Source organism: Hymenobacter sp. DG25B, assembly GCF_000801315.1.
Classification (GTDB): Bacteria; Bacteroidota; Bacteroidia; order Cytophagales; family Hymenobacteraceae; genus Hymenobacter.
The window spans coordinates 599,463-611,444 of record NZ_CP010054.1 but is presented as its reverse complement, the minus strand read 5'-3'; the positions used below and the strand labels follow the sequence as shown (position 1 = coordinate 611,444).

Here is an 11,982-nt window from a genome sequence, read left to right as displayed (position 1 = left end):
GCGGGACGCTATTGGGCCAGCAGACTATCGGCGGGTGGTTGCCGCCAGGCTATAGCCAGCACGAACACTGAGATAAACAGCGTGAGGGAGGTGAGGTAGGCGTAGGGTATTTGAATGAAAGCGTAAAAAGTGCTCAGGTAAAAGCTCAGGGAGGCCAGTGCCAGCACCCGGTAATCGAGGCGGTGGCGCAATAGCCAGTAGACACCGGCGCTCAGCACCACAGCTCCTAAAGAAGCCACCACGTGGGCTTTCTGCAGCAGGCTGATGCGAGCAGGAACATCACCGCTGCCATAAGTATAAAACCAGGAGGCAAACCCCAACCCGCCAAACAAATGCCAGGGCTTACCATCGGGGCCATTGGTGCGCGTCCATTCCCCCAGCGTGGCAATTTTATACTCGCTTAGGGCGTGCGTAAAAATCGTCCAGTCCTTGGAGAGAAAAGGCACCACATAAATCAACACAATGCCCAGCAGCGTAAGGCCAGCCACCGCTACAGCGTGCCAGCGGCTCCGCTCCCGCCACAACAGCCACAAAAACAACGGCACCCAAAAAATCACCGAGTAGCGCGACAACAGGCAGAGCACCAGCGCCGCCGCCTGCACCAGCACCGAGCGGGAAAAGATGGCTGCCACCAGCAGGCAGTAATAGGCAATGATGGTAAACTCCACGGTATGCGCAAACAGTCCGCTGTCTACCTTAATAAGGTGCCATAAAAGCAGCCAAGGCAATACGGCCGCCGCGGCAAAAAGCCCCCCCCGCAGCCGCTGGCCGTTCAAAAACGCCAGATACGCTCCAAACCCAACCAGCAGCAGCAGCCCCAGTGCCCACCAGCGGTAATCAACCCCCAGCTGCTCGGCCATTACATAGGGCAGCCACTGCAAGGGCAAATGATTGGGAAACAGCGGGTACGGCAGATTGGTAATGTACTTGTACACCACCTCCCCGCTCAGGAAGCGGTGCACGTAGTTCTGCAGAATAGGGATAATATCGGACTGCGTTACATCTACCGGGTGGCCCAGAATAACCGGGGCCTGTACGTAGAGCACCGCTACGCCGCCCAGCAAAGCCACCAGCCAGGAGCCCAGCACCCGGCGGCTTTCCAGGGGTGCGGGCTCTGTGGGCGCAGGCTGATCCAGCTGTGCCAGCACGGCACACACGCACAGCGCCACCGAGGCCAGATAAAACCACACCGGGCTCCAGAACGGCCCAAAGTACCCCCGCAGCCTGGTGAAGAGCAGCACCTCTACTACAAAGGCCAAAACAGCGGCCAACTGCCACGGCCATTGCTTGGGCCGAACCAGCACCGTGGAAATGCGCGTAAATTCTTGGGGCATATTGGCTACAGGAAGGGGCGGGCCAGGGGTGCGGCGGCGCTACTTATTCAATGGCTTTAATACTCAGATCATCCACGTACACCGTGGAGGCCGCGCCGGCCCGCCACAAAAACGCTTTCAAGTTGTGCGTGTAGGCAATGTTATCCGGCAGCATAATGTCTTTGCTGACCTGCACCCATTTGCCGTATTCCTTCACGGTTTCCGGCAGGTTGATACCCCCGCCAAAGATTTCCTTGTTGCCCTGAGCCGGGTCCAGAATCTGCACGCCCAGCACGCCGGTGGTCTTCTCATCGGGTAAATAAACCCAGGCTTCCAGCTTAATGCCGCGCAGCTTGTGCGCACTTACGTTGCCCAGCATGGCCTGGTAAGTGAGGCTGAATTCGTGCTCGGGCGTTACCTGCAGGGCATACTGGCCGGAGTGCGCATGGTCCCGGGTCAGGGTAGAAGCATCGGGCACCCAGCCCATCATCGATTCAAAGTCGTTGCGCGTGATGGTGTCGCTGGGGGTGCCCAGCTCCGGGGCGGAGGAGCAGGCCGTAAGGCTTAGCGCGGCCAGCGCAGTCAGCAGTAATTTCATGCAGGAATTCATCAACTGGTATACCGGTATACCGGCGAAATTAGGCAGATTATCCACACGCCCTTAACAGCCGGCCTATCAGTGGGGACTCTCCGGGGCGGGGTGGGGTTGCGGGCGCCACCTTTCCACCGGCAGATACTGCGCCAGCAGCAGCAGGGCTACCCACGGCAGCAGCCAGGACACGCGGCCCTGCAAACGGTCGAGCACGTTCGCCAGGCTGCCGGTTACAAAGGCATTGCTCACCAGCCCGGCCCCGCACACCAGCACCAGACCCACGGCCGCCGGCGCTACCCGCGCCCGCCCGGCTCCCAGCACCAGCCAGCCAATGGCCAGCAGCGCCAGCAGGTGCACTGTATACACCCGCTCGTTCAGGCTTTTGAAATCCAGCAGCCCCCGGTTTTGAAGCGACGACATGTACTCTTTGAGCTCATAGGGGGTATAGCCGCCTACCTTCCAGTAGGGACTGGTGTTTTCCCGAAACGGCGTCAGGCCATCTCCATAACCCACGTGCGTAAGCTGCCGGAGCGTGGCCTGTATGCTTTCCGAAACCAACAGCGGGTAGTAGCGCGGGGAAAGCAGGATTTGCCGGATGATGTGCCGATATTCATCCCGATTGGCATTCCAGCCGCCCGTGCGCTGCAACGGGCTGTTGGCATCCCACATAAACAGCATGGCATCATTAGGCAGATCGTTCTGGAAAGCGCAGAGCTTGTATTGGTTTTGAGGGCCGCAGTTTTCGTGCAGAAACTTTTCCAGCACCCCGGTTTCCGACAGGCGGGCCATCAGGAAGGCCGGGGAGGCTTTGGAAATTTCGCCGCTGCCGCCAAAAGCCAGGTGCAGCCCGGGCAGCATAACCCAGCCCGCCAGCGTGACAGCCAGCGCCAGCAGCCAGCTGGCCCGCTGCAAAACGCCTCGCCGGAAAAGCCGCTGCTGCCAGCCCACGGCGCCCACGCTGAGCACCGTGAGCAGCAAGCTGAGCAGGTTGGAGGAGTGCATGATGGCCGCCAGCAGCAGAATAGCCAGCAGGGCCAGCCGCTCCGGCAGCGCCGGCCGGGTAAGCAGCAACAGGGCCAAAGCCAGCATACCCACGGCCGTAAAAATATCAGGCATCAGCTGGCTGCAGTACCACGATACGCCGGTAAGCCAAGTGGCCGCCAGCAACAGCCCCAGCCGGCCGGCCGGGTGTTGCAGGCGGGGCACAAACGCCACCATGCAGCGCCATAGCAGCCAGGCCAGCAGCAGGCCCTGGGCAAAAATTACCAGCCACAAAGAGCTGCGCAGCCCGGTGGCCAGCGTCCAGAGGCCGTAGGTGATGGGGCGGTCATCGGGCACGGACAGCTCCAGCGCACTGTTCAGGTAGGTGCCCGTGTCGGAAGTCACGAGGGGAAACCCATTGTAGAGGCCGGCACTGATGAGCACCAGCGCCCCCAGCAGCAGCCAGAACAAAGTATTGCCCGCACGGCGAAGAGTGGTCATAGCAAATAAATAGCCCGGGAAGGAATAAAAGCTGGCCGCCAATGAGGCGAAGAAGCTCAAAGATAGCCAAGCCCGCAAAAGACCAATACTACTCTTTGGCGGCCGGAAAATCCTGCTTCCAAAGCTCGCCTGCCTGGGTATGCTGGGCAGGCCGGCGCTGCTATCTTTGTCCGGCTTCCTGCTATCCGGCTATCTACCTTTCCCTGTCTTGTCTTACATCTCCTCCTCTTTCCGTCGGCACGGGCTGCCAGTACTGGTATTGCTGCTGCTCACGGCCGCGCTGATGTATGCCGCCCTGGGGCCTGTTCTGCTGCATCCGGGGCAGTACACCTTTGCGGCGGGCGGCGATGGTACCAAGAACTACTACTCTCTGCTCTATCACCTGCGCTACGGGCACGGCAGCCATTTCACGGGCATGCTGTACCCGTATGGTGAGCACCTGGTATTTGCGGACGGGCAGCCGCTGCTGGGCATTCCGCTGGCTTACCTGCAGCAGGCCGGCCTCCCCGTGGCCGACCATGGTCTGGCCCTGCTCAATGGCCTGATGCTGCTTTCTCTGCCGCTCACGGCCGTAGTGGTCTACCTGCTATTGCGGCGGGTGCTGCTGCCGGCCGCGCCGGCCGTGGTGGGCGCCCTGCTCATCAGCTTTATGGCCCCGCAGCTGGAGCGCTGGCTGGGGCACTATGCCCTATCTTATGCTTTTGTGGTACCCCTGCTGTGGTATTTGCTGGCGCGCGCCCTGGCTGCTCCCCGGGCCTGGGGGCCACTGCTGGCTTTTGTAGCGGTGGGGCTGCTGGCGGGCCTGCTGCACCCTTACCTGGTGCTGCTGACGGCTTTACTGGGGCTGGCCTTTGCCCTGGTGATGCTGCTGCAGCGCCGCGCTACTACTTCCGCCTACCCCCTAGCGCTGGTGGCCCGGGTGGCGCTGGCGGCCCTGGCACCTGTTGTGCTGTTTCAGGGGTGGATGGCCCTCACCGATTCCGTTACCGACCGGCCCTCCACGCCCTACGGCTTTCTGGTATACCGCTCCCACTTCGAAAGCGTGTTTTACCCCGTCCTCGATCCGCTGGCTTCCTTCTGGCGCGCCGCCTTCCGCACCCCCGAAACGGTGGGAGAAGGCTGGGCCTATGTGGGCTTAATGAGTCTGCTGGTACTGGCCCTCACGGCGGTAAAAGTTCTGCGGTATCTGCTGCGGGGCAAGTGGCGGCTGATTCTGCGGCCGGTGTTGCCCCTGCCCCTGCGCATTGGCGTATATGCGGGCCTTCTCACGCTGCTATTTGCCTGCGGCGTGCCTTTTATCTGGGGTTTTTCCTGGCTGCTGGAATGGCTTAAGCCCCTCAAGCAGTTCCGCTCTATTGGCCGCTTTGCCTGGATATTTTACTTCTTCTTCACGGTATATGCCGTGTTTTATTTCTACCAGTTGGGCCGCTACCTGCGCCAGCGCCGGGCCGGGCGCTTTGCCCACACGCTCCTGCTGCTGGTAGTCCTGGTATGGGGCTGGGAAGGCCGCACGGCCCTCACTACCTGGGCCAGGCGCATCAGGAACACCAACGCCGACAAGCATTACACGGCGCAGGCCCTTCTGCACCCCACCGACACCTTTATCCGCTACCTCAACTGGGAGAATACACCCCAGCACACTTACCAGGCCATTGTGCCGCTGCCCTACTTCCTGCTGGGTCCCGAGCAGTTTGGGAGCAATTCTATGCCAGCTTCGGCCTATGAAGCTATGCGGGCTTCCCTGCAAACCGGCCTGCCTATAGTGGCCTCCTCTATGTCCCGCACCTCGCAGGCCCAGGGGCTGGCGGTGGCTCAGCTGCTGTCGGCGCCGGAGCTGCCTAAAGCGCTGCTCTCCGCCCTGCCCTCGCGCAAGCCTTTTCTGCTGCTGGTGACCCAGGAAAGCCTCACGCCGGCTGAGCAGCGGCTGGTTGCGCTGGGTAAGCTGTTGCTAAAGGACGAGCACGTAAGCCTGTATGAATTGCCGGTGGCTGCGCTGGAGGCCGCGCCCTACCGACAGGCCGCGCTGGCTGCCGCCCCCGCCGCACCTGCCCGCCCCGATGTCGTGCGCCGCACCTGGCCGGTCAGCGCCGGAGCTGCCTCGCCGCTGGGAGGCGGGCGGTTGCGGGGCCAGCAGTCGGCCGTGCTTTTTGAGGGGCGCATTCCGCAGGCCGTGGATACTGCCCATTACGAAGTATCGGTTTGGGTGCGGGTCGTGGGGATGAATAACCTGCCCATCTTACGGGTGCAGGAGCTGGATGCCCAAACCGGCCAGCCGGTGGCAAACTATGAGGCGCCCGCCCGGCAGATTGTGGAGGTGTACCAGGGCTGGACACGCCCCTCCGTTACCCTGCGCCTGCAAAACCCTAATAACCGGCTGATGGTGCGTCTGGAGGGCGACCCTTTTGAAGCGGCCCACCTGCTCATCCGGCCCGCCGCAGCCGATGTGTATGATCAACCGGCAGCAGGCAGGACTTTCAAAAACAACTTTCCCCTGCAGGATTAGGCCGCGCCCCTTATTTGTTTTCGCGCCACCGTCCTCCGGAGTGCTGGCGGCCAACCTACCAAACCGCGGGCAGGGCTACCGCCGGTAGTACAGAAGGCCGACATTCTGCGGGGTTAATTCCGTACTTTCGCGCTTCTGCTGGTTCGGGGCTGAGCTTTTCCGGGCCTAATGTAGACGCTTCTATCCGGTGGGTGCCACCCGGTCATTATCCTTGCCCTCTTGTTGCTTGTCTCCTGTGGATCTGTCGGTTATCATACCCATTTATAACGAAGAAGAAAATATCCCGGCGCTGTATGAGCGCCTGCGTGGGGTGTTGGATTCGATGAGCCTGGGCAGCTACGAGTTTGTATTTGTAAACGACGGCTCGGCCGACCGCTCCCTCAGTCTTATCCGGGAGTTGGCCGCCCGCGACCCGCGCGTGCGCTACGCCGACTTCAGCCGCAACTTCGGCCATCAGATTGCCGTGTCCGCGGGGCTGGATCTTTCCGCCGGGGCCGCCATAGTTATCATTGATGCCGATTTGCAGGACCCGCCGGAGTTGATTCCGGCGCTATACACCAAGCTGCGCGAGGGCTACGAAGTAGTATATGCCAAGCGCCGCTCCCGCCAGGGGGAAAGTGCCGCCAAGAAATTTACCGCCAAGCTGTTTTACCGCCTGCTGGCCCGCATCACCAATATTTCTATCCCGGTAGATACCGGCGACTTCCGCGTTGTGTCCCGCAAGGTGGTAGATGCTCTGCGGCGCATGCCGGAGCAGAACAAGTTTATCCGCGGGCAGATTTCCTGGATTGGCTACCGCCAGACCTATGTGGAGTATGACCGGGCCGAGCGGGCCGGTGGCGAAACGGGCTACACCTACCGCAAGATGTTGCGCCTGGCGCTGGATGGCATCACCGGCTTTTCCGATGTACCGCTGAAAGCCGCCAGTATCAGCGGCTTTGTCGTTTCGGGTATAGCATTTCTGGTGATGCTTTATACTTTATACGAGCGGTTTGTAACGCGCAACTACCAGCCGGGCTGGGCCTCGCTCATGATCAGCATTCTGTTTCTGGGCGGCGTGCAGCTCATTGCCGTGGGCATTATTGGCGAGTACATTGCCCGGCTGCTGGCCAACGTGCGCCAACGGCCGCTCTATATCATTTCCGACACCAACGTAACCGACGCGCCCACTTTGCCGCGCCCGGTGGGGTTACCAACCGGCACTGCTTTATGAATATTGAGTACGAGCTCAAGTATCATCAGATAGAAGAAAACTACTGGTGGTTTCAGGCCCGGCGCGACATGGTATTTCGCCTGATTCAGGACCTGAAGCTGCCCCGTACCGCCGCGGTGCTGGAAATTGGCTGCTCCGGCGGCCCCCTTTTGCAGCGCCTGGAGAGTGTGGGCTATACCAATCTCACCGGTATTGATGTGAGTGAGGCCGGCGTGGCCGTGGCCCGGCAGCGCGGCATCCCCAACGTATCCTGCATGGACGGCGCCCGGCTAGACTTCCCCGATGCCGCCTTTGATCTGGTAGTAGCCTCCGATGTGCTGGAGCACATTCAGGACGAGGCGCAGGCCCTGCGCGAGTGGATGCGGGTGCTGCGGCCCGGTGGCCAGTTGCTGGTATTTGTGCCGGCCTTCCAGTTTCTGTGGGGCAAGCACGATGAGGTAAATCAGCACTGGCGCCGCTACAGCGCGGCCCAGCTTACGGCCGCCCTGCGCGGGGCCGGCCTGCAGGTGCAGCGCCACTCCTACTGGAATGTGGGGCTGTTTTTCCCCACCGCGGCCGTACGCCTGCTTAAGCGCGTGCTGCCGGCGGAGAAAGGCCCTGCCAAGGACGATTTTTTTGCCACGCCCCCGCTGCTCAACACGCTGCTGCGCGGCTACATCACCGCTGAAAACCGCTTGTTGCAGGCCCTCAATGCCCCAGTGGGCGTGAGTGTGTTTGCGCTGGCCCGCAAGCCGGCTTAGTTTTTATCTTTTCCCGCCCCACTGTGGATTTATCCATTATCATCCCCATCTACAACGAGGAAATGAACCTGCCGGCGCTGTACGCCCGTCTGAGCGCCATGCTCGACGCGCAGCCGCTGCAAGCCGAGGTGATTCTGGTGAATGATGGCTCCGCCGACCGCTCCCTGACCATTATCCGGGAATTGGCCGCCCGCGACCCGCGCGTGCATTTCATCACTTTCAGCCGCAACTTCGGCCACCAGATTGCCATTACGGCCGGGCTGGACCTCTCCCGCGGAGCCGCGGTAGTGGTAATGGATGGCGACCTGCAGGACCCACCCGAACTGATACCGGATTTATACGCCAAGCTGCGCGAGGGCTACGAAGTGGTGTACGCCAAGCGCCGCTCCCGCCAGGGCGAAAGTGCCATTAAGCTCTTCACGGCCAAAGTATTCTACCGCTTGCTGGCCCGCATTACCTCCGTCAATATCCCCCTGGACACCGGCGACTTCCGCATTGTGTCCCGCAAGGTAGTGGAGGCGCTGAAGCGCATGCCGGAGCAGAACAAGTTCATTCGCGGCCAGATTTCCTGGATTGGCTACCGCCAGACGTTTCTGGAGTTCGACCGGGCCGAGCGCGGCGGCGGCACGCCGGGCTATACCTACGGCAAGCTCATCCGCCTGGCCCTGGACGGCATTACCTCCTTCTCCGATTTGCCTTTGCGCGTGGCTTCCATCAGCGGCTTTGTAGTTTCGGGCATAGCCTTTTTGGTGATGCTGTATGCCATTTACGCCCGCTTCTTCCTGAAGAACTACGGCGCCGGCTGGCCCTCCACTATTGTGAGCGTGCTGTTTTTGGGCGGTGTGCAGCTGATGTGTATTGGCGTGATTGGGGAATATATTGCCCGGCTGGGAGCCAATACCCGCCAGCGGCCCCTGTACATCATTGACGAAACCGATATGCCCGCGCCGGCACCCTATAATCCGCACAATCCGCATCCATCTGCTTAAATGGCTGTTTCCGTTGACTTAGTTCTGCCGTGTTATAACCCACCCGCTGGTTGGGTAACCAATCTGGCCCAGCGCGTGGCACGGGCAACGGAGTTAATTCCTCAGGTGCAGCTGCACGTCATTGTTGTGAATGATGGCTCGGCGCGGGGCGTCTCGGCGGCCGATGTAGACCTGCTGGCAAGATTGCTACCCGGCTCCCGCTACCTTACTTACCCACAGAACCGGGGCAAAGGCTACGCTTTGCGCTACGGCGTGCAGCAGGCGCAGCACCAACTCTGTCTGTTCACGGACATCGACTTTCCCTATGAGGAAACCAGCGTGGCCGCCGTACTAGAGGCGCTGCTGGCCGGGGCCGATGTGGCCGTAGGCGCCCGCAATACCCAGTATTATGAGCAGGTACCCCGCGGGCGCATTATCATTTCCAAGCTGCTACGCCACAGTACCCGCTATCTGCTGGGCCTGGCGGTATCTGATACCCAATGCGGCCTGAAAGGATTTAACCAGCGCGGGCGCGAAGTATTTCTGGCTACCACCATCGACCGGTATCTGTTCGATCTGGAATTTATTTTTCTCGCCTCCCGCCCGGCCGCCCGGCTGCGGGTGCAGCCCGTTCCGGTTCAGCTGAAGCCCGGCATTGTGTTTTCGCGCATGAGCCCGCAAGTACTGCTCACGGAGGGGGGCAGCTTTCTGAAACTTCTCCTGAGTCGACTTACGTGAACATAACGCCTTCAACTCCGGGGCTGCGCCGCTATTGGTTTACGCCGTGGGCGGTGTTGCTGGTAATCATACTGCTGGGCGCCTTACTGTTTGGGCCGGTACTCTGGCACCCCGGCAACTACCTGTTTGGTAATTCCGAAGACGGGTTTAAAAACTACTACACGGCCCTGTGGTACGTGCAGCATAATGCCGGCCTCTGGTTTACCGGCATGAATTATCCCTTCGGGGAGCATGTGGTTTATACTGATAACCAGCCGTTGTTTTCACTGGTGCTGCGCAGCCTGCGGCAGGCCGGTCTGCCGCTGGAAGTAGTTACCGTATTCAACAGCGCCATGCTGCTGGCGCAGCTGCTAAGCGCGCTGCCGCTGCTGGGCCTGCTCCGCCGCCTGCCCCTCCCCGACTGGTATGCGGCCACCGTTACGGTATGCATGGTGCTGCTGGCGCCGCAGCTGGAGCGACTGCTGGGCCACTATGCCCTTTCCTACAGCTGCGCCGTGCCGCTGCTGTGGTATTTACTGGTGCGTGCCCAGGAAACCGGCAACCGCCTTTGGTACCTGCTGTACGGAGCTACTATGCTGCTTTTTGGCGGCCTGCATCCGTATTATATCATCATTGGGGCGCTGTTGCTGTTGGTATACAGCGCCGTGGCCTGGTGGCAGCGCCCGGTGGGTAGCAGCTCGTTCTGGCGGTTCTGGTGGCCGGTGTTGACGGCCGCCCTGCTCCCGATGGTCATTTTTCAGGGGGTGCTGCGCCTCACGGACCCGTACGCCGCCGACCGCACCAGCCTGCCTTACGGCTTCTTTGCCTACAGCTCCTCGTTCTGGAGCGTGTTCTTCCCGGTAGAGCTACCCACGCGCACCTGGTGGCAAAGCATCTTTCACACGCCAGATCCTAGCTGGGAAGGGTTGGCTTACGTGGGCCTGGTGGGCACTACCATAGCCGTGCTTACCCTGGCGCGGGTGTTGCGCCGGGTACGGCGCAAGCAGTGGCGCCGCCTGCGCCGCCCTGCCTTGCCGCCCATGCTGCGCGTAAGTTTGTGGGCGGCCACGCTTATTCTGCTGTTTTCAATGGGCTGGCCGTTCCGCTGGGGTCTGGAAGGCTTGCTGAACTATCTGGGCCCAATTCGGCAGTTCCGCTCCATTGGGCGCTTTGCCTGGATTTTCTACTACTTCTACTCCGTGTATCTGGCCTACACGCTGTACCAGGCTTACCGCTGGCTGCGGTGGCACAGGCCCGGCAAAATGGCCGGCAGCGTGCTGGCGCTAGGGCTGCTGTTCTGGTTTGCGGAAGGTATGCTGAATGCCGGCCACAAAGGCCAGCTTATTCAGCAGCTGCAGCGCGGCCCCAACCGCCAGATGCCCGCCGCCCAATCAGCGCCCGACCACTTCCGAAACCGTCTGGTGCAGGCCGGCCACCAGCCCTCCGATTTTCAGGCCATTATTCCGCTTCCGTATTTCCTGATGGGCAGCGAAGTTATGTCGTTGCCTACCGAGGGCCACCGGGTGGCGCATAGTATGTACCAGGGCATGCGTGCTTCGCTGGAAACCGAGCTGCCTATGGCCACCCACCAGCTTTCCCGCACCGCCCTTTACCAGGCCCAGGAGCTGGGGCAGCTGCTTAGCCACCCGGCCATTGACAAGGTAGTGCTGCGCCGCCTGCCCAACCAAAAGCCGCTTCTGCTGATAGTAGATACTAAAACACCGCTTGATTCGGCGGAAACCGCCTTGCTGGCCCGGGCCCGGGTGTTCTACCGCGACTCGGCCGTGTGGCTGGCGGAACTGCCGCTGAGCCAGCTGGAAGCCCGCCCCGCGTTGCAGGCATCCTTCCGGAAACAACTCCCTAAGCTGCACCGCTTCCCCACTTATTGGGCCAGTGCAGCCACGCCACTGGTGTGGCACAACGGCTTCGACAAGCCTAAAAAGGACCCGGATTTTCAGCCGAATATTTCACCGCTGGTGGGGCCGGGTGCCCAGCCGGTACGCCGGGCGCCTGAGCTGTACTTCCACCAGAATATTCCGCAGCCGGGCTGGTATGAAGCCTCCCTATGGGTGTATCTGCGCACGGAAAAGCTGCCGGCCCTGCACTGGAGCCTGACCAACGCCGCCGGTACCGTGCTGGACAGCAGCGCCATAGAAACCAAATTCAGTACCAACGTGCTGGGCGACTGGGTGCGCGTCACCGCCCACATTCACGTGACGCAGCCCGGCCAGCGCGTGCGCATCTGGACCCAGGGCCGCCGCTATGTGGTAGACGAGTTTGAGTTGCGGCCCACCGGCGTGGCCGTGTGGCGGCAAACACCGGATTCGAGCCAGCTCATCTACAACAACTATCTGCTGACCTCGCCCCTACCCATGGCCACGCCACTAGCTACCAAGCGCTAGACGAGAGTGGCAGAGGTAGTTTTGCACGGAAGGTCAAAAAGCGTCTTTCTTG

9 protein-coding genes are annotated in these 11,982 nt (G+C 61.2%); 6 read left to right on the top strand and 3 right to left on the bottom strand.

Features of this window, described 5'->3' with window-relative positions; genetic code table 11:
* Positions 1-8: 8 nt before the first annotated feature.
* The 3 genes from PK28_RS02650 to PK28_RS02640 form a co-directional block, all read right to left on the bottom strand.
* A complete protein-coding gene (locus PK28_RS02650) occupies positions 9-1,334 on the bottom strand; it encodes a hypothetical protein (protein WP_044511123.1) in 1,326 nt (441 codons plus the stop codon).
* A 43-nt stretch (positions 1,335-1,377) separates the two neighbouring features.
* Positions 1,378-1,911 carry a hypothetical protein gene (locus tag PK28_RS02645; protein WP_156126214.1) on the bottom strand — a complete coding sequence of 178 codons (534 nt, stop codon included), beginning with the start codon at positions 1,909-1,911 and terminating at the stop codon, positions 1,378-1,380.
* A 78-nt stretch (positions 1,912-1,989) separates the two neighbouring features.
* The gene (locus tag PK28_RS02640; protein WP_156126213.1) at positions 1,990-3,387 is read right to left on the bottom strand and encodes a hypothetical protein; all 1,398 of its coding nucleotides are present in this window, start codon (positions 3,385-3,387) and stop codon (positions 1,990-1,992) included.
* 208 nt (positions 3,388-3,595) lie between these two features.
* Here PK28_RS02640 and PK28_RS02635 point away from each other — a divergent pair, with 208 nt between their 5' ends.
* The 6 genes from PK28_RS02635 (at position 3,596) to PK28_RS02610 (ending at position 11,930) form a co-directional block, all read left to right on the top strand.
* Entirely contained in the window at positions 3,596-5,890 is a 2,295-nt protein-coding gene (locus tag PK28_RS02635) for a DUF6311 domain-containing protein (RefSeq protein WP_156126212.1), read from the top strand.
* Positions 5,891-6,125: 235 nt separating this feature from the next.
* Positions 6,126-7,103, top strand: a complete 978-nt coding sequence (locus PK28_RS02630; RefSeq protein ID WP_044511116.1) for a glycosyltransferase family 2 protein — start codon at positions 6,126-6,128, stop codon at positions 7,101-7,103.
* Positions 7,100-7,843, top strand: a complete 744-nt coding sequence (locus tag PK28_RS02625) for a class I SAM-dependent methyltransferase (RefSeq protein ID WP_044511114.1) — start codon at positions 7,100-7,102, stop codon at positions 7,841-7,843. The genes PK28_RS02630 and PK28_RS02625 overlap by 4 nt, the downstream gene beginning before the upstream one ends.
* Positions 7,844-7,866: 23 nt before the next feature.
* Positions 7,867-8,832: a glycosyltransferase family 2 protein gene (locus PK28_RS02620; protein WP_044511112.1), complete on the top strand. Its 966-nt coding sequence runs from the start codon at positions 7,867-7,869 to the stop codon at positions 8,830-8,832.
* The gene (locus tag PK28_RS02615; RefSeq protein ID WP_044511110.1) at positions 8,833-9,549 is read left to right on the top strand and encodes a glycosyltransferase; all 717 of its coding nucleotides are present in this window, start codon (positions 8,833-8,835) and stop codon (positions 9,547-9,549) included.
* Positions 9,546-11,930, top strand: a complete 2,385-nt coding sequence (locus PK28_RS02610; RefSeq protein WP_044511108.1) for a DUF6311 domain-containing protein — start codon at positions 9,546-9,548, stop codon at positions 11,928-11,930. The genes PK28_RS02615 and PK28_RS02610 overlap by 4 nt, the downstream gene beginning before the upstream one ends.
* The last annotated feature ends 52 nt before the right edge of the window (positions 11,931-11,982 follow it).